The following is a 24569-nucleotide window of genomic DNA, read 5'->3' on the forward strand; positions in this document are numbered from 1 at the left end:
CAGGACTATTTGGTCGGGATATGGAATCAGCGCTTTAAATCTATATGAGAATTACTATAAATTACGCCCCTCAAGTTGCCACTATCTTGCTACTGCGTATTCCGCGGCCGGATCGGTGCGCTCAAGGACAGGATCTGCAACGATGCGGTCGGGAGTCATGTTGGAAAACTACTATCGCGAGCTGGTGTGTTTCCTTAACGCCAAGCTAGGCAACCGTCAGGTGGCCGAAGATGTGGTGCATGACGCTTATGTGCGGGTGCTGGAGCGTTCCAGCGACACGCCGATCGAACAGCCGCGCGCCTTTCTTTATCGCACGGCATTGAACCTGGTCATCGACGATCATCGACGCAATGCCCTGCGTCAGGTCGAGTCACTTGATGTGCTGGACAATGAAGAGCGCTATTTCACCCCGTCGCCCCATGGCACCCTTGATCATGGTCAACGTTTGGAGATGCTCCAGCGCGCGCTGGCAGAGCTGCCGCCGCGCTGCCGTGAATGTTTTCTGCTGCGCAAGATCGAAGGTCTGTCCCATCCGGAAATTGCCGAGCACCTCGGGATTTCCAAGGCATTGGTGGAAAAACACATCGTCAACGCCATGAAACACTGCCGGTTGCGGATCAAACAATGGGACGCCCATTGATCCTTCCCGGTTAAATTTCCTTTCATCGTCCTCGTTCCTACTCAACAGACGACCTGCTGACCTGATTCAGGCCGGTCAGGCCACCCAGGCTTTATCCCCGCGTTGAGGGGTTCATCCAGAGGACACTGGAAATGACACAGGCAATTGCATCGCCCATCGTTCACGACCTGATCGGCGTCGGTTTCGGCCCTTCGAACCTGGCGCTGGCCATCGCTCTGCAAGAGCGCGGCCCGACTCAGGGTGAGCTGGATGTGCTGTTCCTCGACAAGCAGGCCAACTACAGCTGGCACGGCAACACCCTGTCGACGCAGAGCGAGTTGCAGATTTCCTTCCTCAAGGATCTGGTGACCCTGCGCAACCCGACCAGCCCGTACTCGTTCGTCAACTACCTGAAGTACCACGGCCGTCTGGTCGACTTCATCAACCTCGGCACTTTTTACCCGTGCCGCATGGAGTACAACGACTACCTGCGCTGGGTGGCCGGGCAGTTCTCCGAGCAGAGCCGTTACGGTGAGGAAGTGCTGACCATCGAGCCGGTGCTGCACAACCATCAGGTTGAAGCGCTGCGCGTTATTTCCCGCGATAGCCAGGGCCTGCAACATGTACGCACCACCCGTTCGGTGGTGGTCAGTGCCGGCGGCACCCCGCGTATTCCAGAGGCGTTCAAGGCGCTGAAGGGCGATACCCGCGTGTTCCACCACTCGCAATACCTGTCGCAAATGGCCGAGCAGCCGTGCGTGAACAATCAGCCAATGAGCATTGCGATCATCGGCGGTGGGCAGAGCGCGGCGGAAGCGTTCATCGATCTGAACGATTCGTTCCCGTCGGTGCAGGTCGACATGATCCTGCGCGGTTCGGCACTCAAGCCTGCGGACGACAGCCCGTTCGTCAACGAAGTGTTCTCGCCGGAGTTCACCGATCTGGTGTTCCAGCAGAACAGCGCCGAGCGGGAGCGTCTGGTCAACGAGTACCACAACACCAACTACTCGGTGGTCGACATCGACCTGATCGAGCGCATCTACGGCATCTTCTATCGCCAGAAGGTTTCCGGGATTGCCCGTCATGCGTTCCGCACCCTGACCACCGTCGAGAAAGCCACCGCGACCGAAAACGGTATCGAGCTGGCCGTGCGCAACAACGCCACTGGCGAAGTCACCGTGCGCCTTTACGACGCTGTAGTGCTGGCCACCGGTTACGAGCGCCAGATGCACCGCAAATTGCTGGCGCCGCTGGAAGAGTACCTGGGTGAGTTCGAGGTCGATCGCAACTACAAACTGATTACCGACGAGCGCTGCAAGGCCGGCATCTACATGCAGGGCTTCTGCCAGGCCAGCCATGGTCTGAGTGATACATTGCTGTCGGTGTTGCCGATTCGTGCGGACGAGATTGCCGGCTCGCTGTATGAGCACGGCAAGCATCGTGGGCATCGTTCGATGGCAGATCTGTTGTTGGCGACTGCCAGCTAACTCTGTATTGCCTGATACACCGCTATCGCTGGCAAGCCAGCTCCCACAGGGATCAGTGTTGTGTTAGCGGTAGCGGACATCACACAAAACATTGTGGGAGCTGGCTTGCCAGCGATGGCGGCGGGTCAGGCTCCATTGCCTTCGATGAACCACCGCTATCGCGAGGCAAGCCAGCTCCCACAGGGGGCGGTGTTGTGTTAGCGGTAGCGGACATCACACAAAACATTGTGGGAGCTGGCTTGCCAGCGATGGCGGCAGGTCAGGCACTATCACCTTTGATGAACCACCGCTATCGCGAGCAGGCTCACTCCTACAATGTTCTGTGTACGCAGGACCAATGTAGGAGTGAGCCTGCTCGCGATGGGGCCTTCGAAAACACCAGAACTTCACAATCCTGAACCCTTCCTGAATGACCCTGACATTCCCCGACACACTTCCTTTTGCGGGTTTACTCTCCAGACATCGGGGCGTAAGCTTCGCGCGTTTTCATCAATAGCGGAGACCCACAGTGGGTACTTGTTCGAGTGACAGTTGTCGGCCGGTCTCGGTAACCGGCAGATTCTCGGCAAGATAACGCGCCTCTTTTGTGCCGTTGTCTCGCCGTAACAGCGAGCAGCGGCATCCCGTACATGGCCAGTTCTAGGTCATGTCTTGAAGTCCTTCTCATCGACACTGAAAGAGCGTGATTTCGACTTTATTGTCGTCATCGCAGCCCTATCGACACGCCTGTCTTTTCTGACCGGCGCGCCAAGCCTTGCCGTGCCGGTTTTCCCGGCGGACGAGGCGCGGCCGTACCTGCTTGACGGTTTCCCGGCTGACCAAAGGGGCAACAGCCATGAAACTTACGCTCAAGGAATTTTTCGCAGGCTTTCTGCGGACCCGCCACATCGCCCGGCATTTCCGTCGCCTGGCCTTGCTGGAAACCATCAACGACACCACGGTCAGCCGTGAAGTCCCGCCAACCCTGGCCAACACCCTGGTCGATGCCGCGCATTGCGACAGCGGTGTGTTGCTGTCGTCACTGGGCACGCATTCCGACGGCCTCACCGATTTCGAAGTCGATGCCCTGCGTGCGCAATACGGCCTTAACGAGGTCGAGCACGAGCAACCACTGGCCTGGTATATCCACCTGTGGCACTGCTACAAAAACCCGTTCAACCTGCTGCTCACCCTGTTGGCGGTGATCTCGTGGCTGACTGAAGACCTTAAAGCAGCCGTCGTGATTTTCTCGATGGTGGTGCTGTCGACGCTGCTGCGTTTCTGGCAGGAAAGCAAATCCAATCAGGCCGCCGATGCACTGAAAGCCATGGTCAGCAATACCGCCACGGTGATGCGCCGGGATGCGCCGCGCAGCGAATTGCCGATCAAGCAATTGGTGCCCGGGGATCTGATCGTGCTGTCGGCCGGTGACATGATTCCCGCCGATTGCCGGGTGCTCAGCGCCAAGGATCTGTTCGTCAGCCAGGCCGCAATGACCGGTGAATCGATGCCCGTGGAGAAGTTTGCGCGTCAGGCTGATCGCGACACACGCAATCCGCTGGAGCTCGACAACATCCTGTTCATGGGCACCAACGTCGTGTCCGGCACGGCGGTGGCGGTGATTCTCACCACCGGCAACAGCACCTATTTCGGCGCATTGGCACAACGGGTCGGCGCCACCGATCGTGCGGTGACTTCGTTCCAGCAAGGCGTCAACAAAGTCAGCTGGCTGTTGATTCGCTTCATGTTCGTCATGGCGCCGCTGGTGCTGTTCATCAACGGTTTCACCAAGGGCGACTGGACCGAGGCATTGCTGTTCGCGCTGTCGATTGCCGTGGGTCTGACCCCGGAAATGCTGCCGATGATCGTCACCTCGACGTTGGCCAAAGGCGCGGTGTTCCTGTCGCGCAAAAAAGTCATCGTCAAACGTCTCGACGCCATCCAGAACTTCGGCGCGATGGACGTGCTCTGCACCGACAAGACCGGCACCCTGACCCAGGACAAAATCTTCCTGGCGCGCAATGTCGACGTCTGGGGTGAAGATTCCGATGACGTGTTGGAAATGGCCTACCTCAACAGCTACTACCAGACCGGGTTGAAAAACCTGCTGGACGTGGCGGTGCTGGAACACGTGGAAGTCCACCGTGAGCTGAAGGTCGGCACGGCGTTTCGCAAGGTCGATGAGATCCCGTTCGACTTCAATCGCCGGCGCATGTCGGTGGTGGTCGAAGGGCGCGGCCAACCGCATCAACTGATCTGCAAAGGCGCGGTGGAAGAAGTGCTGGCGGTATGCAGCCGCGTGCGTCATGGCGACATCGATGAAGCCTTGAGCGATGAATTGCTGACCCGTATTCGTCAGGTCACTGCAGCATTCAACGCTGAAGGCTTGCGCGTGGTGGCCGTTGCCGCCCGCTCGATGCCTGAAGGTCGCGACACTTACAGCCTGGCTGATGAAAATGAACTGACGCTGATCGGCTATGTGGCGTTCCTCGATCCACCGAAAGAAAGCACCGCGCCCGCGCTCAAGGCCTTGGCCGAGCATGGCGTGGCGGTGAAAGTGCTGACCGGCGACAACGAACTGGTCACCGCGAAGATCTGCCGCGAAGTCGGCCTCGCTCAGCAAGGTTTGCTGTTGGGCAATGACGTCGAACGCATGAGCGATGCCGAACTGGCGGTGGCCGTGGAGAAAACCAACGTTTTCGCCAAACTGACGCCGTCGCACAAAGAACGCATCGTGCGCATTCTCAAGGGCAACGGCCACGTCGTCGGCTTCATGGGCGACGGCATCAACGATGCCCCGGCGCTGCGCACGGCCGATATCGGTATCTCGGTGGACAGCGCGGTGGACATCGCTAAAGAGGCGGCGGACATCATCCTCCTGGAAAAGAGCCTGATGGTGCTGGAGGAGGGCGTGCTCGAAGGGCGCCGGACTTTCGCCAACATGCTCAAGTACATCAAGATGACCGCCAGTTCCAACTTCGGCAACGTGTTCTCGGTGCTGGTGGCCAGTGCGTTCATTCCGTTCCTGCCGATGCTGCCGATGCACCTGCTGGTGCAGAACCTGCTCTATGACATTTCGCAGATCGCCATTCCGTTCGACAACGTTGACGAGGAAATGCTGAAGAAACCACAACGCTGGCAGCCGGGTGATGTCGGTCGGTTCATGCTGTTCTTCGGGCCGATCAGTTCGATCTTTGACATCACTACGTTCGCCTTGATGTGGTACGTGTTTGATGCCAACACCCCGGATCACCAGACGCTGTTCCAGTCCGGCTGGTTCGTGGTCGGGTTGCTGACCCAGACGCTGATCGTGCACATGATCCGTACGCCGAAGATTCCGTTCCTGCAAAGCCGTGCAGCGATGCCGCTGCTGGTGATGACCGGGATCATCATGGCGGTGGGGATCTTCCTGCCGATGGGGCCGCTGGCGCATTACTTCAAACTGCAGGCGTTGCCATCGCTGTACTTCGTGTTCCTGCCGGTGATTCTGCTGGCGTACATGGCGCTGACTCAGGCGGTCAAAGGTTTCTACATCCGCCGGTTCGGCTGGCAGTAATGCTGCCCCTGTAGGAGTGAGCCTGCTCCGGGCGGCGTTCCGACGATAGCAATCTGTCTGTCAAGATTTCCAGCGCCCGACACACCGCTATCGCGAGCAGGCTCACTCCTACAGAGATCGCGTGTTTTTCAAGGATTTCATCATGCAAGCCATCAACAACCTCAACCTCGATTCCCTGCTCGACACCCTGGTCAGCCTCAGCGCCGCCTTCATCCTCGGCGGCCTGATCGGCTTCGAGCGCCAGTACCGGCAACGCACCGCCGGCCTGCGCACCAACGTGCTGGTGGCGGTCGGTGCGGCGATTTTCGTCGACATGGCCAACCGTCTCGCCGGTGCCGAAGGCGCAGTGCGGGTGGTCGCCTACGTGGTTTCCGGCATCGGTTTTCTCGGTGCCGGGGTGATCATGCGCGAAGAAGGCAACGTCCGTGGCCTCAACACCGCCGCCACCCTTTGGACCTCGGCGGCGGTCGGCGCCTGCGCCGGTGCCGACCTGCTCGCCGAAGCCGTGCTCGGCACGCTGTTTATCCTCGCCGCCAACACCTTGCTGCGGCCGATCGTCAACAACATCAACCGTCAGCCACTGGACGTGGTCTCGGCCGAAGTCACCAACATCGTCTACGTCATCGCCCGGCGCTCACAGCAAACGGCTGTGTTTGCCTTGCTCGAAGCGGAACTGGAACGCAGCAACTATCCGGCCAGCGATGTCGACGTACACGCGTTTGGTGCCGATGAAATCGAGATCGAAGCGACACTGGCGACCACTTCGGTCGATGGTGATGAACTGGATGCACTGGTCGCGCGGATCTCGACTTCGGCGCTGGTGGTGCAGGCGTTCTGGAGTCCGAGTACAACCGAGTAGGCTCCGCTTGGGCGTATCCCACGTGCCCACAGGATTAATCTGGCAGTCCACGACTTTGATCTTGCCGGTTTTTGCGAGGTTTCCGGCCGCTTTTAAGAATTTTCCTACAGAGGTTTTAAATGGGGGTGAGTAGCGTGGTCAGCACCTTTTCCCACGCTGTTAAATCCTATGTCCTACAAATACTGGCGAGTGGTCATTGCCGAAGAGCAGAGTGTTCTGCAAGGCAGGATCGCGAAGATCTTCAACGAACTGGGCTACCCGAATCTCACACCGGTGCATTCTTTTCGTGAATTGCTGGCCTTGACTCACTACGCCCATGACCCGTTCCAGCGCTTTGATCTGATGGTGATCAACGGTGAGTTGATCGCCGCTGCCGGTGTCGACCCGGTGCGCTTTTTTCAGAGCAATTCACAGATTCGCCACTGTGTCATTCACGATGCGCGGCGCGGTCAGCCGCAGACCGAGACGATTTACGCCAACCATCAACGCCAGTTGTATCTGACCCGCACACCGGATCGACAGACGCTGGGTGCACTGCTGGCGCAGCTTGATGTTTATAAGACAAGCAACCTCCCGGTGCCGCTTGCGGCTGCGTCCATGTACCCGGTAGATCTCGGTTGATTGTTCGGTTTTTAGGAAAAGTCCTACAGAACCTACCGTTGAGCTTGCGTAGTCTTGCCGCACTCAGAACCCTGCCTCTCTGGAGATTGAGCATGACCAACAAAGCCCTGCGTATCCTGATCGCCGATCCGCAGCACTTCCACCGGATGAAAATCGAGCGCCTGTTCAATGGTCTCGATTATTACCGCGTGGCCCCGGTGCAGAACCTCGCCGAACTGCTGACGCTGGTCGACTACGGTTGTGAACCGTTCGATGCCGTGGTCATCGACGCCGGTCTGGCGGCAGGTTCGCTGGATCTGCTGGGGTTCTTCCTCGATAACCCACAGGTGCGTCATGCGTTGATCTACAACGAACCCTCGGCGCCGCTGCAGGCGATTTCAGGTTTCGCTCAGGACAATGTGCTGATCAGTCATGTGCCGTTACCTAATGAACAGGCAATCAGGCACTTGATGGCTCACGTCGATGTTTCGCAGTGGAAGGCGGAGCCAGCAGTGCAGCGTCGGGCGTATGCATAGAAATACGCTGACCGCAACTGTCAGACCTGACAGGTGATTCACTTTCCGTTCCGTGCAACAGTCACTGCGCAGCCACTGAGTCCGGATCGATCCACGCCGGTGGCCTCATCGTTAGAACCTGCCCCGGGAGTGGCCATGAAGTCAGCGCTGATCGTCGATGATCATCCGGTGGTGCGCGCTGCCATCCGCATCGTGCTGAAAGCCGAAGGTTTCAAGGAAGTCCATGAAACGTCCAATGGCAACGAGGTGTTGCAACTGATCCGCACGCACAAACCCCGGCTGGTGGTGCTCGATCTGCGTTTGCCGAGCCTTGACGGCCTGGAAGTACTGACGCGGATCAAAGCCAACGAGCTTGACTGTCGCGTCCTCGTTTTCAGTTCCCACGACCCCTTGTTTTACCAGGAGCGTTGTCTGCGCGCCGGGGCCATGGGCTACGTGACCAAAACCAATCAATTGGAACAACTGCACAAAGCCATTCAGGCGGTGATGTCGGGTTACACCTATTTTTCTGCGATGCCGGACAATGTCAGCACGTTGAATGCTGTGCAAACCACGGAAAAGCAGATGATCGATCAGCTCTCCGATCGCGAATTGAGCATTTTCGAGCAACTGGGTCAGGGTAAGGCCAACAAGGCGATTGCCGAAGAGATGCACCTGAGCCACAAGACCATCAGTACCTACAAAACCCGTCTGATGAAGAAGCTCGGGGTGAGTTCAGCGGTGCACTTGCGCGATTTCGCCAAGCGCAATCATTTGATCTGAGCGGCCGGGCATGATCCGCGTCGTTCAGATTGGCGGGTTGTGGCTGAGCCTCGTGGTCTCGAGCTGGGCCAATGAAATGCCAAAGGTGCTGGAGGTCCTGACCCGCGCCAGCGTGGAACCGGTCGAGGTTCGCCTGGACGAACAGGATCGGCAATGGCTGCGTCAGCATCCGGTGCTGCACATGGGCATTTCCGGGCCGGATTACCCACCGTTCGAGATCACTCGTAATCAGCATGAGCTGGAAGGGCTCACGGCCGATTACGCCGACCTGCTGGCGCAACTGCTCGGAACCGATATTGAAGTGCGGCGCTATGCCAACCGGGATTTGGCGATGGCAGCACTCAAGCGCGGCGACCTCGAACTGTTGGGCACGTCCAACAGTTTCGAGACCGCCGATCCTGCGTTCGTTCTGTCCCGCGCCTACGCTGAAGATCAGCCGATGCTGGTGACCCGGCTCGACGAAACGATGCCCGAAGATCTCGCGGGCAAGCGCGTCGCCATGGTCGAAGATTATCTGCCACTGGCGATCGTGCAGGCGTTCTACCCCGAAGCGAGTGTGCAGCGTTATCCCTCGGCGATGGACGCTCTCGGCGCCGTGGCATTCGGCGCCGATGAGGTGTATCTGGGCGACTTCATCAGTGCCAACTATTTGATCAACACCAATTATCGCAACGACCTGCATCTGGCCGGGCCGGCAGGGCTTGATGCCAACCCGTTCGGCTTTGCGTTGTTGCGCAGCGAGGTGCGCCTCAAGCGTATCGTCGACAAGGCATTGGCGAGCATTCCGATGGAGCATCGACAACGCATAGAACAGCGCTGGAGCGCCGGACCTGCCGAAATGGCGGGACAGGCAAGGGTGCAACTGAGTGCCGCCGAACAGCATTGGCTGGCGCAACATCCGGTGGTGCGCGTGGGCGGCATCGAAGACTTCGCGCCGCTGACTTTTTTCGATGCCGATGGCCGATTCAACGGGCTGTCGGCGCAACTGCTGAGCCTGATCAGTCAACGCAGCGGACTGAATTTCGACATCGTGCGTGGCGTCTCGCTGGATCGCCAGATCACGCAGTTGCAGGCCGGTGAACTGGATGTGCTGCCCGTGGTGACACCCAGCAGTGAACGGGAAAGCGAACTGCAATTCACCCGCGCTTATCTGAACAACCCGTTCGTGCTGGTCAGTGCAGTCACGGTGCAGAGCCCGCGCACGCTTGACGATCTGGTGGGCAAACGTCTGGCCATTTATCGCGGTCATCCGTTGCGCGAATACCTGCAGGGGCGCGTACCGCGCATACGTTTTGTCGAAGTCGCAAGCCCCGCCGAAGGCATGGCGCAGGTTGCCAAAGGACAGGTCGATGCCACCGTAAGCTCATTGCTGGTGGCGCGATATCTGATCGCCCGTCACTACCGCGAACGTCTGCGCATCACCAGCACCGTCGGCGATCAACCGGCACGTATTGCACTGGCCACTGCGCCGCAGGCGGCAGTGCTGCACTCGATCCTGAATAAAGCCCTGCTGAGTATCGCTCCGCAACAGATGGACGAATTGGTTGAACGCTGGAGCCATGATGTGGTGGTCGATGACAGCTATTGGTTGCGTCATCGCCGCGAGATCCTCCTCGGATTTTTTGGTGCGGCGGGCTTGCTGGTACTGGCACTGGGCTGGATCGGATTTCAGCGCTGGCAGATCCGTCAGCGTCAGCAGTGGTTGCAGCAATTGCAGCAAGCCAAGGAAGCGGCAGATGACGCCAACCGGGCCAAGACCACGTTTCTGGCGACCATGAGCCATGAAATCCGTACACCGATGAATGCGTTGATCGGCATGCTCGAACTGGCCTTGAAACGGGCCGATGAAGGCGTGACCGATCGCCTGGCAATTCAAGTGGCCTCCAACGCCGGACAACAACTGCTGGCATTGATCGGCGACATTCTGGATATCGCCCGTATTGAAACCGGGCATCTGTCTCTGGCCCCTGAGCGGGTCAACCTGCGTGAACTGGTGATGTCGGTCTGCCGGGTGTTCGAGGGGCTGGCGCGGCAAAAGCGCTTGCTGTGGCATATCGAACTCGATGGGCGCAGCGACGTCGATGTGTTGATTGACCCGACACGCTTCAAACAAGTGCTGTCGAACCTGCTGAGCAATGCCATCAAGTTCACTGAACAGGGCGAGGTGAGTCTGCGGCTTGCGCTGACGGTTACGTCCACCGAGTACGTGGCGGTGAAGGTGCTCATCGAGGACAGCGGGATCGGCATCAGCGCGCAGGATCGGCAGCGGTTGTTCAGTCCGTTCGTGCAAGCGAGTCATACCGCGCAACCGCTGCGTAGCGGCGCCGGGTTGGGCCTGGTAATCAGCCGCAGTCTCTGCGAAATGATGGGCGGTGCGTTGCGCCTGGACAGCGAGCAGGGTTACGGCACGCAAGTTGAAGTCAGCCTCGAACTGCCGCTGCTGGCCACACTCGCGCAAGCTCCAGCGCACGTTGCAACACGGGTCGCTGCTGCATGCTCACTGAACGTTCTGGTGGTCGACGATCATCCGGTGAACCGTTTGTTGTTGTGCTGGCAGTTGAGTGAGCTTGGCCATCGCACGGTTGATACCGAGGACGGCCACGCCGGGCTGGAGCGTTGGCGGGCACAGCCGTTCGATGTGGTGATCACCGATTGCAACATGCCCCGGCGCAACGGCTACGAACTGGCTATGGCCATTCGTGAGGAGGAAGCGGCGAGCGGGCAGGCGCCTTGTCTGATTCTCGGCTTTACCGCCAACGCACAGGTCGAGGAGAAGGTGCGTTGCCTCGATGCCGGCATGGACGAATGCCTGTTCAAACCGATTCGCTTGCACGATTTGCAGCAGGCGTTGAATGGCGCCAGCCATGGCGAAATAGCGGTCGAGCCGATCGAGGAAGATCACCTGACAGAAATTGATCTGAGTACGCTGGAACAGATGGCCGGCAGCGATCGCTCGCTGATCGAGCGCTTGCGAGAGGAAGTGCTGAGTAGTCTGCACCGCGACCTGCTGCGACTGGACGATCTGCTCCATGAGCGTGACCGCGAAGGGCTGCGCGAACTGGCCCACCATATCAAGGGTGGCGCGCAGATGGTCGGGGCGGCGCGGGTGGTATCGGCCTGCGCTGATCTGGAGCAGGCCTGCCGCGAGGCCGAAGCCGTGGCCATGGGGCTGGCGATTGATACGCTGCGCGCGGCCATGCATGGCCTCGCGCAACGCCTTCAGGTCTGAGCCGTCAATCCCAGAGGGGCGCAATGCCTTTCGGGCTGGTCAGGCGATGGCCGCGATCGAGCGTGGCGATTTGCGCCATGTCGGCTTCGCTCAGCGTCAGTGCCGTGGCGCCAAGGTTGCTTTGCAGGTTGGCGCGCCGGGTCGACGATGGAATCACCGCGTAACCCGATTGCATGGCCCAGGCGAGCGTGACTTGCGCCGGGGTGGCATGCAGGCGTTCAGCGATCTGCAGGATCAGTGGGTCCTTGAGCACTTCGCCGTATGCGAGGGTCATGTACGAGGTGATGTGGATGCCCTGGCTCTTGGCGAATTCGACCACTTTGCGGTTTTGCAGGTACGGGTGCAGTTCGATCTGGTTGGTCGCGATGTGGTCGGCACCGACGGCAGCAATCGCCTGTTTCATCAGGTCGATGGTGAAATTGGAAATGCCGATCTGCCGGGTCAGGCCCAGACGCTTGGCCTCCAGCAGCGCGCTCATGAATTCTTCGACAGGCACCTGATCGTCCGGCGATGGCCAGTGGATCAGGGTCAGGTCGAGGTAATCGGTCTGCAATTTTTGCAGGCTCTCCTTGAGGCTCTCGATCAAGCGATCCCCGGCAAAATTGGCGACCCAGATCTTGCTGGTGATGAACAGTTCTTCGCGAGGGATACCGCTGACGGCGATGGCCTGGCCGACATCGGCTTCGTTTTCGTAGATCTGTGCGGTGTCGATGACCCGGTAGCCGAGCTCAAGGGCGGTGCTCACCGAATCGATGACCACCTGGCCTTGCAAGCGAAACGTACCAAGACCGAAAGCGGGAACAGACATGAAGGACTCCAGGGTTGCAGTGGGAATGGGCAGGAGTATCCGCGTCTGTTTCCGTGAGAAAAACCGTCGGGGGGGCAAAGCACCTTTGACCTCAGGTCATGAATCTTTTCCGGGATCCGTGCTGTCCGGGCTGGCCTCATCGCTGGCAAGCCAGTTCCCACAGGGTTCTCGGGTGTTCGCAAAAACCGAGTTCACTGGAGATCCCTGTGGGAGTCGGGCTTGCCCGCGATGGCGGCGCCTCGGTTTTGAGTCTGCCCGCGAACGCACTGTTCTTCAGATAGAACGCTGAGATCGGTTTTTGCCGTCTAGTGCATTAATGGTCATGGATTTAAGCTCAATCCATTGCGTCACTCACTGATTTGGAGCCCACCATGAAAAACATCATCGGTATCTACACCAGCCCTCGCGGCCATTGGGTCGGCGATGGGTTTCCGGTACGCACACTGTTTTCCTACGACAACCTGGGCCAACACATCAGCCCGTTTCTGCTGCTCGATCACGCCGGGCCTGCCGAATTCACGCCAACCAGCGAGCGGCGCGGCGTGGGGCAGCATCCACACCGTGGTTTTGAAACCGTGACGATTGTTTATGACGGTGAAGTGCAGCACCGCGACTCCACCGGCAGCGGCGGCACCATTGGCCCTGGCGATGTGCAATGGATGACCGCCGCTTCCGGAATCCTCCATGAGGAATTCCATTCGGATAACTTCGCCCGGACTGGCGGCAAGCTGGAAATGGTTCAACTATGGGTCAATCTGCCGGCCAAGGACAAAATGGCTGCGCCGGGTTATCAGACAATCCTCGATGGTGACATTCCGAGCATTGCACTGAAGGACAACGCCGGCAGCCTGCGCTTGATCGCTGGTGAGTTCGATGGCCATAAAGGCCCATCGCGGACCTTTACGCCAATCGATGTGTGGGATCTGCGGCTGAACGCCGGCAAGTTGCTGACGCTGGATCTGCACGAGGGGCGTAATACTGCACTGGTGGTGCTCAAGGGTTCGGTGCAGATCAATGGACAGGAATCAGCGGAGCAAGGGCAACTGGCGTTGTTCGAACGCGATGGCCGGCAACTCACACTCCAGGCGAGTCAGGATGCGGTGGTGCTGTTGCTCAGTGGCGAGCCGATCGACGAGCCGATTGTCGGTCACGGGCCGTTCGTGATGAACACCGAGCAGGAAATCCATCAGGCCTTCGCCGACTTCCAGTCCGGGCGCTTTGGCCGGATGCACGGCTGATCCCGCCATTACACTCACCCTGTGGGAGCGAGCCTGCTCGCGAAGGCGTCATGTCAGTCAATGCACCTTTGACTGATCCACCGCTTTCGCGAGCAGGCTCGCTCCCACACTTCGTTTTGTGGTGTTTTTGCGCGGGTGTTCATCCTCTGAAATCAATTGCTCCTACACTGTCCCAATCTGTGCGATCTTCTCGCGATTGGCCCTCGTCGGAGTTGTTTGATGCTGTCTCTGCTGACTGAACACCCGTTGTTTTGCGCATTGATCCTGATCCTCCTCGATCTCGGTCTGTGGCGCCTGATCAGCTCCCATGGCAGTGAATGGAAACTGCTGGTGCGGGTGCTGATTTTCACTTTGTTCAGCATCCTGCTGTTCAACGAAGGCCTCAACCCGATGGAACCTGCGCCATGGGCCGACAACGTGCCGTTGCACCTGGCGGCGACCGGGTTGCAGATCGGCTGGTGGCTGTTCGGCGCACGCACCCTGACGGTGTTGATCGGCGCGGTGATGATGCAGCGGGTCGGGCACACCGGGCGGCTATTGCAGGACTTGCTCGGCGCGGTGATTTTCCTCATTGCGATTATCGCGGCACTCGCCTATGTGCTGGATCTGCCGGTCAAAGGCGTGCTGGCGACGTCCGGCGCACTGGCGATCATCGTCGGCCTGGCCTTGCAAAGCACTTTGAGCGACGTGTTTTCCGGGATCGTCCTCAACACCACCAAGCCTTATCAACTGGATGACTGGATTTCCATCGACGGCACCGAAGGCCGGGTCACCGATATCGATTGGCGCGCCACACGCCTGCAAACCAGTCAGGGCAGCATGGCGGTGATTCCCAACTCGCTGGCGGCCAAGGCCAAGATCATCAACTTCAGCCGGCCGAGCAACATGTTCGGCGTCGCGGTCAGCGTGCAGGTCAGCCCGCATGCGCGGCCCAACTCGGTGATCGATGCACTGGAGCGGGCGATGCAGGGCTGTCGGCAGTTGCTCGACACACCTGCGCCGAGCGTCGCACTGAAAAGCTCCGGCAGCAGTGGCGCGGAATACGAAATCAGTGGTTTCGTCGCCTCGATGGGCGAGAAACGGGTGGTGCGCAATCAGCTGTTCGATCTGGCGTATCGGCACTTGCAGGCATCCGGGGTCAATCTGCTGTCGACTGATGAAAGCAGTGCACCGACCAATCTTTCGCGGCCTCGGGCGTTGCTCGACAGCTCGCCGATTTTTTCCACATTGCGTCAGGAAGAAAAAGAAACCTTCAGCCAGAACATGACCCTGCAAAGCTTCCGGGCTGGCGAGACTATCCTTGAGGCGGGGGAGGTCAGCGATCACTTGTTCATTATCGAATCGGGTGTGGTCACAGTGACGTTGACCCGCCATGGGACGCCGTTCGAGTCCGGACGCATGGGCCCCGGCGAGGTCATCGGTGAGGCGGGGATTCTTTCCGATTCCTCGGTGCCGGCGAAGTTTGCCGCGAAGACCTTCTGCGCCCTGTACCGCATCGAGAAGACTTACCTCAAGCCGTGCCTCGACGCCCGTCACGACATCAGCGACGCTATGAAAACCCTGCTCGATTACCGTCTGCACAAGGCGCAATCGCTGACCGAGGAAGCGCCGGTGGTGGTGCCGAAAAAAGGCTTCCTGCAATGGCTGCGCAATCGCGCCTGAGCCTTACGCGTAGCCGGCGAGTTTCTGCTCCAGGTGCAGGCGCACTTGCGGCCATTCGTCGTCGATGATGCTGAACCGGACCGAGTTGCGCTTGCGCCCGTCCGGCATGATCCGTTCGTGGCGGACGATGCCTTCCTGCTGCGCGCCGAGGCGCAGGATCGCTTGGCGTGATTTCTGGTTGTTCTCGTCGGTGGTGAATTGCACACGCACACATTCGAGCTCTTCGAAGGCGTGGCGCAGCATCAGGTATTTGGCTTCGGTGTTGACGAAGGACTTCTGCCAGCTCGCCGAGATCCAGCTGCTGCCGATTTCCAGTTTGCGATTGAGCGGGTCGATCTTCCAGAAGCGCGTTGAGCCGATCACTTCGCCGCTGTCCTTCAAGGTGATGGCAAACGGCAGCACCGTACCGGCATCCCGCCCGTCGAGGGCTTTTTTCAGGTAGCTGTCGACGGTGCTCGCTGACGGCACAACGGTCACGGTGAGATCCCACAGCTCGCCGTCAGCGGCAGCGCGGACCAGCGCATCGGCGTCCGAGTATTGAAGTGGGCGCAGGACAATGCGCTGGCCTTGCAGTGTGGTGTGCATGGAGTACGGCTCTCGAAAGTTCGGGCAGACGAGCGCTTATTACGCCTTAGCGGCGACATCCGATGCAACCCGCACAGTGCTCGCAAGGTCACAATTTTCACATGCCAGGGGCAGGAGCCTCAGTCGATGAAAAACCTGCGAATCGCCACGTTCAACGTCAATGGCTTGCGCGCACGGCTGCCGAATCTGCTGGAATGGCTCAAGCGCGAGCAACCGGACATCGTCTGTCTGCAAGAGCTTAAATCGCTGGACAGCGCCTTTCCCGCTGGCGAGCTGGAAGCCGCCGGTTATGGTGCGATCTGGCACGGGCAGGCCTCATGGAATGGCGTGGCCATTCTCGCCCGTGACGCGCAACCGCTAGAGAGCCGACGCGGCTTGCCGGGCGATCCCGATGACAAGCACAGCCGTTACCTGGAAGCGGCGGTGCATGGCGTATTGGTCGGTTGCCTGTACCTGCCCAACGGAAACCCGCAACCGGGACCGAAATTCGATTACAAACTGGCGTGGTTCGAGCGGTTGATCAGCTACGCAAAAGACCTGCAAAGCAGCGATCACCCCGTGGTGCTGGCCGGTGACTACAATGTCGTGCCCACCGACATGGACATCTACAACACCCGCTCATGGCTCAAGGATGCGTTGCTGCAGCCCGAAAGCCGCGAGTGTTATCAACGATTGCTGGACCAGGGCTGGACCGATTCGCTGCGGCATCTGTATCCCGAAGATCGCCTCTACACCTTCTGGGATTACTTCCGCCAACACTGGCAAAGCAATTCCGGTTTGCGCATTGACCATCTGCTGCTTAATCCAGCACTCAGTCCGTACTTGCACGAGGCCGGCGTAGACGCCTGGGTGCGCAACGAAGCGCACGCGAGCGATCATGCGCCGACGTGGATTCGTATCGGTTCAAGGAAAAAACGCTAGAAGCGATTGGTGAAATCAATTGTCGAGAACAGCGCCTGATCCCGTATACATGGCGACCACCAACGCAGTGATCTGCGGCCCCATGCCTAAGGACCGAGCAATGAGTGAGCCACGACTGACGAATTCGAAGCTGTACCTGCAACGCCTGGGGTTCGACGCACCGCCAGCGCCGACCCTGGAAACCTTACGCCAGTTACAATTGCGCCATACCGGTGCCTTCCCCTTTGAAAATCTGTCGACCATCAGCGGCGCGCCAGTGCCGATCGATCTCGCCTCGATCGAGCAGAAAGTCCTGCACGATGGCCGTGGCGGTTACTGCTACGAGCTGAACAAGCTGTTTTTTACCTTGCTGCGGGAATTGGGCTTCGACGCTCGGGCGATCAGCGGCCGCGTGGTCATGAATCAACCCGAAGGCACCTGGACGGCACGGACTCACCGCTTGAGCCTGGTAACCCTCGACGGTGTGCGCTACATCACCGACGTCGGCTTCGGCGGCATGGTGCCGACCGCGCCGCTGGTCCTCGACGCCGAAGACGAGCAGGCCACCCCGCACGAACCCTATCGCATCGAAAAACAACCCGATGGCTACATGCTGCGCGCCAACGTTGCAGGTGAGTGGCGCTCGATGTACCTGTTCGATCTGCAACGCCAGGAAGACATCGATTACACCATCGGCAACTGGTACGTCTCGACGCACCCAGATTCGCCATTCGCTCAGCGGCTGATGGTTGCGCGTACCGGCGATGGCTGGCGCAAGACATTGAACAACGGCAGCTTTGCCCTCCATCGCATGGGGGCAAGCAGTGAGCGGCGTGAAGTAACGGACGTCGATGAACTGATTGCATTGCTGGAGCAGGAATTCGATCTTCGCTTGCCCGAGCAGCCGCATGTACGCGGCGCTTTGGCGCGGATGATCGTGCCGGCCTGAGGCCTAGGGCTTTGTATCCGCTTCCAGTACTCGACGAATTTCCCCGGCGGCCGCTGACAGCTTTTTCTCAAGACTCTTGAGGTCGCCGGCAGTGATGCCTTGCTTGAGCTGCCCAGGCTGAGATGAATCGGCCTGTTCCGGTTTCCTTGCGCCATCCAGCAAGGCATGGCGTAGGGTGTTATTGATCACCGTCTGATAACCAAAACCCTCGTTTTGCGCCGCGATGCGTGCGGCATCGATAACGGCATCGTCGAGCATGATGGTGATGCGGGTTTTACCCTTGGTAGCCACTGCGCCACGTTTGCTCTGTGAGAAGTCGAATTCGTCTTTCATAAGGCACATTCCCTTTGAATATTGCGCACATCACTTATACATACTTTATATGCATAGAGAAGAGCGTGCCTGTACCGTCGGTCGCCATGGAGACTTCAGCCGAGTGGCAGATGGAAGGTGGGGCAGGAACGGATGTGTTGCCGGATTTGTGGGCGATGGAAGCACCGGGGTAGAAGGTTGGGTGGCTACCTATCCATTATGTGACTGATAAGTTGTATACAACTCTATGGACATTTGTCCCGAGTATTGAATACAGTGTGCGCATAACAAAAACCAGGGAACCCCCCACCATGAAAACGCCCCATGTTTCACACCAACGGCCCGAGGACGAAAATCTCGGGGTCGGCGCGAATATGGCTTACGGCCTGCAACATGTTCTGACCATGTACGGCGGTATCGTTGCGGTGCCACTGATCATCGGCCAGGCGGCCGGCCTGTCGCCGGCGGACATCGGTTTGTTGATTGCTGCTTCATTGTTTGCGGGGGGGCTGGCGACACTGCTGCAAACCCTGGGTCTGCCGTTTTTTGGCTGTCAGTTGCCGCTGGTGCAGGGCGTGTCGTTCTCCGGCGTGGCGACCATGGTTGCGATTGTCAGCAGTGGCGGGGAGGGTGGTTTCCAGTCGGTGCTGGGCGCGGTGATTGCAGCCTCGTTGATCGGCTTGTTGATCACTCCGGTGTTCTCGCGAATCACCAAGTTCTTCCCGCCGCTGGTCACCGGCATTGTGATCACCACCATCGGCCTGACGCTGATGCCGGTGGCCGCACGCTGGGCCATGGGCGGCAACAGCCACGCGCCGGACTTCGGCAGCATGCAAAACATCGGTCTGGCGGCGGTGACGCTGGTGCTGGTGCTGCTGCTGAGCAAGGTCGGCAGCTCGACCATCTCGCGTCTGTCGATCCTGTTGGCCATGGTGATCGGCACGGTGCTGGCGGTGTTCCTCGGCATGGCGGACTTCTCCAGTGTCACCACCGGGCCGATGTTCGGCTTCCCGACGCCGTTCCATTTCGGCATGCCGACTTTCCACTTCGCCGCGATTCTGTCGATGTGCATCGTGGTCATGGTGACCCTGGTGGAAACCTCGGCGGACATTCTGGCGGTTGGTGAAATCATCGGCACCAAGGTTGACTCCAAGCGTCTGGGCAACGGTCTGCGGGCCGATATGCTGTCGAGCATGTTTGCGCCGATCTTCGGTTCGTTCACGCAAAGCGCCTTCGCCCAGAACGTCGGGCTGGTGGCGGTGACCGGCATCAAGAGTCGTTACGTAGTGGCCACCGGCGGTATCTTCCTGGTGATTCTCGGCCTGCTGCCGTTCATGGGGCGGGTGATTGCGGCAGTGCCGACCTCGGTACTCGGCGGCGCCGGTATCGTGTTGTTCGGTACCGTGGCCGCGAGCGGTATCCGTACACTGTCGAAGGTGGACTACCGCAACAACGTCAACCTGATCATCGTCGCCACTTCAATCGGTTTCGGCATGATCCCGATTGCCGCACCGAACTTCTACGATCACTTCCCAAGCTGGTTCGCGACCATTTTCCACTCGGGCATCAGTTCGTCGGCAATCATGGCGATCCTGCTCAACCTGGCGTTCAACCACTTCACCGCTGGCAACTCGGACCAGCAGTCGGTGTTTGCGGCAGCGGAAGAGCGGACCCTGCGTTATCGCGATCTGGCAGCGCTGCGTGAAGGCGATTACTTCAGCGACGGCAAACTGCATGACTGCGATGGCAAGGAAGTGCCGGTGATCGAGCCGGATGATCACGACCACGGACATGGCGCGCCGAAAGCGCAGGTGAAAAGCAGCGAGCATGTCTGACCGCTGCGTCTGAATAGAAAAGGGCCGATCTGTTAAGCGCAGATCGGCCCTTTTCTTTTGATCTTTTCAAGCGCCCACAAAAAAGCCCCTGAATCTTTCGATTCAGGGGCTTCGCTATTTGGCTCCACAACCTGGACTCGAACCAGGGACCCAATGATTAACAGTCATTTGCTCTACCAACTGAGCTATTGCGGAATTGGTGCGTATGTTACTGATTCAAAAAGAGAAGTCAAGCGTCGATTAGGAAAATAAGTGATTTCGCGGGACGGACGGTGGTTTATCCTCGATTGGCGGTTACCAGAACCGTATCAGAGGTCTACCATGGCCGCCCGGAAGTGGTCACACGCGCTGCCGGCCATTCGCCGAAAAGGTACGCGCCATGAATCACCCAGTCCGCAATTCCTGCAACAGCGAGGTGCTCGCATGAGCATTACTCAGATCAGCCTGCCCAAAGGGGTTGGCCCACATGCCGAAAAACTCTTCGATGCAATCACTCAGGCCAGTACGGCTGAAGAGCTGAACCGCGCCGGCGGCAAGGCTGAAGGATTTGTCCTCGGGCTTGAAAGCACCAAGGCGATCAAAAGCCAGATCGCCGAATCGCTTTACGTCGCCTATGACGATGCTGCCAGTCAGCGCGCGACCGAGCTGGCTTAACTGCCGAAGGTGATGGTGCCGAGCATCAGTTTGGCGTAAGCCGCCGTCGCCGCCAGTTGCACCAGCCACAGGACCAGTCCACCGAGGAAGACGCCGGCGGCAACTTGCAGCACCAGGCTTTTTTCACGTTTGGCCGAAGCACGGGGGATGAAATCATCCAGATCGTCACGGTCAGCGCGCAGGTTGTCGTTTTTCATGTTGTCTCTCATCAGATATCCCGGGTGTACACAAAACCTGTAGGAATGAGCCTGCTCGCGATAGCGGTGCGTCAGGCAGTGCAGCGTCAACTGATCAGACGCTATCGCGAGCGGGCTCACTCCTACAATTTGGATTTATGTGCAGTCTAGAGGTTATGGGCACGGTTAATCAGGCAAATAAAAACGGGAAGCCCCAAGGCTTCCCGTTTTTCATCACGCGGCGAAATCAGATGACCTGAACGATCGCGTCCGTCACAGCCTTGATGTTGCTCTGGTTCAGCGCAGCCACGCAGATACGGCCGGTGTCCAGGGCGTAGATGCCGAACTCGTTACGCAGGCGGTGCACCTGTTCGGTGGTCAGGCCGGAGTAGGAGAACATGCCGCGCTGACGACCGACGAAGCTGAAGTCACGCTGTGGCGCTTTCTCTGCCAGCAGGTTGACCATTTGCTCACGCATGCCGCGAATGCGCAGACGCATTTCCGCCAGCTCGGCTTCCCACTGCGCACGCAGTTCCGGGCTGTTCAACACGGCAGCGACGATGCTTGCGCCGTGGGTCGGCGGGTTGGAGTAGTTGGTGCGGATCACGCGTTTGACTTGCGACAGTACGCGCGCGCTTTCTTCTTTCGACTCGCTGATGATCGACAGCGCACCGACGCGCTCGCCGTACAGCGAGAACGACTTGGAGAACGAGCTCGAGACGAAGAAGGTCAAGCCCGATTCAGCGAACAGGCGCACAGCGGCGGCGTCTTCGTCGATGCCATCGCCAAAACCCTGGTACGCCATGTCGAGGAACGGCACGTGACCTTTGGCCTTGACCACTTCCAGCACGTTGTTCCAGTCAGCCGGGCTCAGGTCGACGCCGGTCGGGTTATGGCAGCAAGCGTGCAGAACAACGATCGAGCCGTTCGGCAGGGCGTTGAGGTCTTCGAGCAGGCCGGCACGGTTCACGTCGTGGGTGGCGGCGTCGTAGTAGCGGTAGTTCTGCACCGGGAAACCGGCGGTTTCGAACAGCGCGCGGTGGTTTTCCCAGCTCGGGTCGCTGATTGCCACGACAGCGTTCGGCAGCAGTTGCTTGAGGAAGTCGGCACCGATTTTCAGTGCGCCGGTACCGCCGACGGCCTGAGTGGTGATGACGCGACCGGCAGCGATCAGCGGCGAGTCGTTCCCGAACAGCAGCTTTTGCACCGCCTGATCGTAGGCGGCGATGCCGTCGATCGGCAGGTAGCCACGGGAAGCGTGCTGAGCAGCGCGAACGGTTTCAGCTTCGATCACGGCGCGCAGAAGTGGAATTCGCCCCTCTTCGTTGCAGTAAACACCCACGCCCAGGTTGACCTTGGTGGTCCGGGTATCGGCGTTGAATGCTTCGTTGAGGCCCAGGATTGGATCGCGGGGTGCCATTTCGACAGCGGAGAACAGGCTCATTATTACGGCGGCTCTGAATGGAGTGTGGAGGGACGTGTCGCGCTCCAGCCGAATGCACTAGAGCGGTGCACAAACGGGGAGCTAGTATAGAGGCCATCACTGAGCAATGGCGACAGGCGAATCGGCTTTTCGGGTAAGTTTTTCCGATTATTTCTTGACCGTTAGTCGATTGACCGTGTCAGAGTCTTTACCGGATGTAGGACGTTTGCCTTGAAAGATGAGGCAATCGCCACCACATTGAGCACAATCCAGGTTTTTTCTTGCGCGACATCGGTCGTTTGCGGTCGTCCCCGTGGTACTCCGCTTTGCTCGGAGCGCCGCGATCCCAGAGGTGTGTATGTCCGAATTCCAGCTAGTCACTCGCTTCGAGCCCGCCGGCGATCAGCCAGAAGCCATCCGCCAATTGGTGGAGGGCATCGAAGCCGGGCTGGCGCACCAGACGCTGCTCGGTGTGACCGGCTCGGGCAAGACCTTCAGCATCGCCAATGTCATCTCGCAGATCCAGCGCCCGACGCTGGTGCTGGCGCCGAACAAGACCTTGGCCGCGCAGTTGTACGGCGAGTTCAAGGCATTCTTCCCGAACAACGCCGTCGAATATTTCGTTTCCTACTACGACTACTATCAGCCCGAAGCCTACGTGCCGTCGTCCGACACCTTCATCGAGAAGGATGCGTCGATCAACGACCACATCGAACAGATGCGGCTTTCGGCGACCAAAGCACTGCTCGAGCGCAAGGACGCGATCATCGTCACCACGGTGTCGTGCATCTACGGTCTGGGTAGCCCGGAAACTTATTTGAAGATGGTGCTGCACGTCGATCGCGGCGACAAACTCGATCAGCGTGCATTGCTACGACGGCTGGCCGACCTGCAATACACCCGCAACGATATGGATTTTGCCCGTGCGACATTCCGGGTACGTGGCGATGTGATTGACATCTACCCGGCGGAATCCGATCTGGAAGCGATTCGCATCGAGCTGTTCGATGACGAAGTCGAGAGCATTTCCGCGTTCGACCCGCTGACCGGCGAAGTCATCCGCAAGATGCCGCGCTTCACCTTCTACCCGAAAAGCCACTATGTGACGCCACGGGAAACCCTGCTCGACGCCATCGAACACATCAAAGTCGAATTGCAGGAGCGCCTCGAATACCTGCGCAGCAACAATAAACTGGTCGAAGCCCAACGTCTGGAGCAGCGCACCCGTTTCGACCTGGAGATGATCCTTGAGCTGGGTTATTGCAACGGCATCGAAAACTACTCGCGCTACCTGTCCGGGCGCCCGGCCGGTGCGGCGCCGCCCACCCTTTACGATTACCTGCCGGCCGATGCCTTGCTGGTGATCGACGAATCCCACGTCAGCGTGCCGCAAGTCGGCGCGATGTATAAAGGCGACCGTTCGCGTAAGGAAACCCTGGTCGAATACGGCTTCCGTCTGCCGTCGGCGCTGGACAACCGGCCGATGCGTTTTGACGAGTGGGAAGGGGTCAGCCCGCAGACCATTTTCGTCTCGGCGACACCGGGCAATTACGAAGCTGAACATGCCGGGCGGGTGGTCGAGCAAGTGGTGCGTCCGACCGGTCTGGTCGACCCGCAAGTCGAAGTGCGTCCAGCGCTGACTCAGGTCGACGATCTACTCTCGGAAATCACCAAGCGGGTGGCGGTCGAGGAGCGCGTGCTGGTCACTACGCTGACCAAGCGCATGGCCGAAGACCTTACGGACTACCTCGCCGACCACGGTGTACGCGTGCGTTATCTGCACTCGGACATCGACACCGTTGAGCGGGTCGAGATTATCCGCGACCTACGCCTCGGCACCTTTGATGTGCTGGTGGGGATCAACCTGTTGCGCGAAGGTCTGGATATGCCGGAAGTGTCGCTGGTGGCGATTCTTGATGCGGACAAGGAAGGCTTCCTGCGTTCCGAGCGTTCGCTGATCCAGACCATCGGCCGGGCGGCGCGGAACCTCAATGGCCGGGCGATTCTGTATGCCGATCGCATGACCGGTTCGATGGAGCGGGCGATTGGCGAGACCGAGCGTCGTCGCGACAAACAGATCGCCTTCAACCTGGAAAACGGCATCACCCCAAGAGGCGTGATCAAGGACGTCGCCGACATCATGGAAGGCGCCACCGTGCCCGGTTCGCGCAGCAAGAAGCGCAAAGGCATGGCCAAGGCTGCCGAGGAAAACGCCAAGTACGAAGCCGAACTGCGCTCGCCGAGCGAGATCACCAAGCGTATTCGTGCGCTGGAAGAGAAGATGTATCAGCTGGCGCGGGATCTGGAGTTCGAAGCGGCAGCGCAGATGCGAGATGAAATCGCCAAATTGCGTGAGCGGCTTCTGGCTGTTTGATGTTCATTGCCTGATCTGGCCCTATC

20 protein-coding genes and 1 tRNA gene are annotated in these 24569 nt (G+C 59.1%); 15 read left to right on the plus strand and 6 right to left on the minus strand.

Annotated elements, in window-relative coordinates:
- Window positions 1-157 precede the first annotated feature (157 nt).
- The 8 genes from KI231_RS09865 to KI231_RS09900 all read left to right on the plus strand — a co-directional run bounded on the left by KI231_RS09865 (window position 158) and on the right by KI231_RS09900 (window position 11627).
- Window positions 158-640, plus strand: a complete 483-nt coding sequence (locus KI231_RS09865; protein WP_103306732.1) for a sigma-70 family RNA polymerase sigma factor — start codon at window positions 158-160, stop codon at window positions 638-640.
- Between the two features lie 131 nt (window positions 641-771).
- Window positions 772-2106, plus strand: a complete 1335-nt coding sequence (locus tag KI231_RS09870; RefSeq protein ID WP_103306733.1) for a lysine N(6)-hydroxylase/L-ornithine N(5)-oxygenase family protein — start codon at window positions 772-774, stop codon at window positions 2104-2106.
- A gap of 835 nt (window positions 2107-2941) precedes the next feature.
- The gene (gene mgtA / locus KI231_RS09875) at window positions 2942-5641 is read left to right on the plus strand and encodes a magnesium-translocating P-type ATPase (protein WP_213028111.1); all 2700 of its coding nucleotides are present in this window, start codon (window positions 2942-2944) and stop codon (window positions 5639-5641) included.
- A 142-nt stretch (window positions 5642-5783) separates the two neighbouring features.
- Window positions 5784-6500 carry an MgtC/SapB family protein gene (locus KI231_RS09880; protein WP_007913384.1) on the plus strand — a complete coding sequence of 239 codons (717 nt, stop codon included), beginning with the start codon at window positions 5784-5786 and terminating at the stop codon, window positions 6498-6500.
- Between the two features lie 168 nt (window positions 6501-6668).
- Entirely contained in the window at window positions 6669-7121 is a 453-nt protein-coding gene (locus tag KI231_RS09885; RefSeq protein ID WP_213028112.1) for a hypothetical protein, read from the plus strand.
- A gap of 92 nt (window positions 7122-7213) precedes the next feature.
- Window positions 7214-7636, plus strand: coding sequence for an ANTAR domain-containing protein (locus tag KI231_RS09890; protein ID WP_213028113.1), 423 nt, complete (start codon window positions 7214-7216; stop codon window positions 7634-7636).
- Window positions 7637-7771: 135 nt separating this feature from the next.
- A complete protein-coding gene (locus tag KI231_RS09895; protein WP_213028114.1) occupies window positions 7772-8398 on the plus strand; it encodes a response regulator transcription factor in 627 nt (208 codons plus the stop codon).
- A 10-nt stretch (window positions 8399-8408) separates the two neighbouring features.
- Window positions 8409-11627, plus strand: coding sequence for a transporter substrate-binding domain-containing protein (locus KI231_RS09900; protein ID WP_213028115.1), 3219 nt, complete (start codon window positions 8409-8411; stop codon window positions 11625-11627).
- Between the two features lie 4 nt (window positions 11628-11631).
- Here the strand turns inward: KI231_RS09900 and dkgB are convergent, their stop codons facing one another.
- On the minus strand, window positions 11632-12435 hold the full coding sequence (dkgB, locus tag KI231_RS09905; protein WP_213028116.1) for a 2,5-didehydrogluconate reductase DkgB: 804 nt from the start codon (window positions 12433-12435) through the stop codon (window positions 11632-11634).
- A gap of 371 nt (window positions 12436-12806) precedes the next feature.
- Here dkgB and KI231_RS09910 point away from each other — a divergent pair, with 371 nt between their 5' ends.
- Complete coding sequence (locus tag KI231_RS09910) at window positions 12807-13673, plus strand: pirin family protein (protein ID WP_213028117.1); 867 nt, start codon at window positions 12807-12809, stop codon at window positions 13671-13673.
- Window positions 13674-13892: 219 nt separating this feature from the next.
- Entirely contained in the window at window positions 13893-15335 is a 1443-nt protein-coding gene (locus tag KI231_RS09915; RefSeq protein ID WP_213028118.1) for a mechanosensitive ion channel family protein, read from the plus strand.
- 3 nt (window positions 15336-15338) lie between these two features.
- On the opposite strand, the gene KI231_RS09920 is transcribed toward KI231_RS09915, so the two are convergent.
- The gene (locus KI231_RS09920) at window positions 15339-15920 is read right to left on the minus strand and encodes a GNAT family N-acetyltransferase (protein WP_213028119.1); all 582 of its coding nucleotides are present in this window, start codon (window positions 15918-15920) and stop codon (window positions 15339-15341) included.
- A gap of 126 nt (window positions 15921-16046) precedes the next feature.
- Here KI231_RS09920 and xth point away from each other — a divergent pair, with 126 nt between their 5' ends.
- Complete coding sequence (gene xth, locus KI231_RS09925) at window positions 16047-16841, plus strand: exodeoxyribonuclease III (protein ID WP_213028120.1); 795 nt, start codon at window positions 16047-16049, stop codon at window positions 16839-16841.
- A gap of 100 nt (window positions 16842-16941) precedes the next feature.
- Complete coding sequence (locus KI231_RS09930) at window positions 16942-17769, plus strand: arylamine N-acetyltransferase family protein (RefSeq protein ID WP_213028121.1); 828 nt, start codon at window positions 16942-16944, stop codon at window positions 17767-17769.
- 3 nt (window positions 17770-17772) lie between these two features.
- Here the strand turns inward: KI231_RS09930 and KI231_RS09935 are convergent, their stop codons facing one another.
- Window positions 17773-18102: a BrnA antitoxin family protein gene (locus tag KI231_RS09935; RefSeq protein WP_213028122.1), complete on the minus strand. Its 330-nt coding sequence runs from the start codon at window positions 18100-18102 to the stop codon at window positions 17773-17775.
- A 290-nt stretch (window positions 18103-18392) separates the two neighbouring features.
- On the opposite strand from KI231_RS09935, the gene KI231_RS09940 reads away from it, so the two are divergent.
- Entirely contained in the window at window positions 18393-19916 is a 1524-nt protein-coding gene (locus tag KI231_RS09940) for a nucleobase:cation symporter-2 family protein (protein ID WP_103304845.1), read from the plus strand.
- A gap of 119 nt (window positions 19917-20035) precedes the next feature.
- Here KI231_RS09940 and KI231_RS09945 read toward each other — a convergent pair.
- Window positions 20036-20111, minus strand: a tRNA-Asn gene (locus tag KI231_RS09945).
- A 228-nt stretch (window positions 20112-20339) separates the two neighbouring features.
- Between KI231_RS09945 and KI231_RS09950 the strand changes: the two genes are divergently transcribed.
- On the plus strand, window positions 20340-20570 hold the full coding sequence (locus tag KI231_RS09950; protein WP_103304846.1) for a hypothetical protein: 231 nt from the start codon (window positions 20340-20342) through the stop codon (window positions 20568-20570).
- Here KI231_RS09950 and KI231_RS09955 read toward each other — a convergent pair.
- Together KI231_RS09955 and KI231_RS09960 are read right to left on the minus strand one after the other, a co-directional pair.
- On the minus strand, window positions 20567-20767 hold the full coding sequence (locus tag KI231_RS09955) for a hypothetical protein (RefSeq protein ID WP_053118898.1): 201 nt from the start codon (window positions 20765-20767) through the stop codon (window positions 20567-20569). The genes KI231_RS09950 and KI231_RS09955 overlap by 4 nt on opposite strands.
- Window positions 20768-20993: 226 nt before the next feature.
- Window positions 20994-22190: an amino acid aminotransferase gene (locus KI231_RS09960; RefSeq protein WP_103304847.1), complete on the minus strand. Its 1197-nt coding sequence runs from the start codon at window positions 22188-22190 to the stop codon at window positions 20994-20996.
- 337 nt (window positions 22191-22527) lie between these two features.
- On the opposite strand from KI231_RS09960, the gene uvrB reads away from it, so the two are divergent.
- Window positions 22528-24543: an excinuclease ABC subunit UvrB gene (uvrB, locus tag KI231_RS09965; RefSeq protein ID WP_095123435.1), complete on the plus strand. Its 2016-nt coding sequence runs from the start codon at window positions 22528-22530 to the stop codon at window positions 24541-24543.
- The last annotated feature ends 26 nt before the right edge of the window (window positions 24544-24569 follow it).

This window comes from Pseudomonas sp. Seg1 (assembly GCF_018326005.1).
Taxonomy (GTDB): domain Bacteria; phylum Pseudomonadota; class Gammaproteobacteria; order Pseudomonadales; family Pseudomonadaceae; genus Aquipseudomonas.

Bases quoted from the DNA above. Each gene is read 5' to 3' on its own strand.
- KI231_RS09865 (WP_103306732.1), top strand. From the start codon at position 158: ATGTTGGAAAACTACTATCGCGAGCTGGTGTGTTTCCTTAACGCCAAG.
- KI231_RS09890 (WP_213028113.1), top strand. From the start codon at position 7,214: ATGACCAACAAAGCCCTGCGTATCCTGATCGCCGATCCGCAGCACTTC.
- KI231_RS09930 (WP_213028121.1), top strand. From the start codon at position 16,942: ATGAGTGAGCCACGACTGACGAATTCGAAGCTGTACCTGCAACGCCTG.
- KI231_RS09900 (WP_213028115.1), top strand. From the start codon at position 8,409: ATGATCCGCGTCGTTCAGATTGGCGGGTTGTGGCTGAGCCTCGTGGTC.
- dkgB (WP_213028116.1), bottom strand. From the start codon at position 12,435: ATGTCTGTTCCCGCTTTCGGTCTTGGTACGTTTCGCTTGCAAGGCCAG.
- KI231_RS09910 (WP_213028117.1), top strand. From the start codon at position 12,807: ATGAAAAACATCATCGGTATCTACACCAGCCCTCGCGGCCATTGGGTC.
- KI231_RS09960 (WP_103304847.1), bottom strand. From the start codon at position 22,190: ATGAGCCTGTTCTCCGCTGTCGAAATGGCACCCCGCGATCCAATCCTG.
- mgtA (WP_213028111.1), top strand. From the start codon at position 2,942: ATGAAACTTACGCTCAAGGAATTTTTCGCAGGCTTTCTGCGGACCCGC.
- KI231_RS09940 (WP_103304845.1), top strand. From the start codon at position 18,393: ATGAAAACGCCCCATGTTTCACACCAACGGCCCGAGGACGAAAATCTC.
- KI231_RS09955 (WP_053118898.1), bottom strand. From the start codon at position 20,767: ATGAAAAACGACAACCTGCGCGCTGACCGTGACGATCTGGATGATTTC.
- KI231_RS09950 (WP_103304846.1), top strand. From the start codon at position 20,340: ATGAGCATTACTCAGATCAGCCTGCCCAAAGGGGTTGGCCCACATGCC.
- KI231_RS09915 (WP_213028118.1), top strand. From the start codon at position 13,893: ATGCTGTCTCTGCTGACTGAACACCCGTTGTTTTGCGCATTGATCCTG.
- KI231_RS09920 (WP_213028119.1), bottom strand. From the start codon at position 15,920: ATGCACACCACACTGCAAGGCCAGCGCATTGTCCTGCGCCCACTTCAA.
- KI231_RS09895 (WP_213028114.1), top strand. From the start codon at position 7,772: ATGAAGTCAGCGCTGATCGTCGATGATCATCCGGTGGTGCGCGCTGCC.
- KI231_RS09885 (WP_213028112.1), top strand. From the start codon at position 6,669: ATGTCCTACAAATACTGGCGAGTGGTCATTGCCGAAGAGCAGAGTGTT.
- xth (WP_213028120.1), top strand. From the start codon at position 16,047: ATGAAAAACCTGCGAATCGCCACGTTCAACGTCAATGGCTTGCGCGCA.
- KI231_RS09880 (WP_007913384.1), top strand. From the start codon at position 5,784: ATGCAAGCCATCAACAACCTCAACCTCGATTCCCTGCTCGACACCCTG.
- KI231_RS09870 (WP_103306733.1), top strand. From the start codon at position 772: ATGACACAGGCAATTGCATCGCCCATCGTTCACGACCTGATCGGCGTC.
- KI231_RS09935 (WP_213028122.1), bottom strand. From the start codon at position 18,102: ATGAAAGACGAATTCGACTTCTCACAGAGCAAACGTGGCGCAGTGGCT.
- uvrB (WP_095123435.1), top strand. From the start codon at position 22,528: ATGTCCGAATTCCAGCTAGTCACTCGCTTCGAGCCCGCCGGCGATCAG.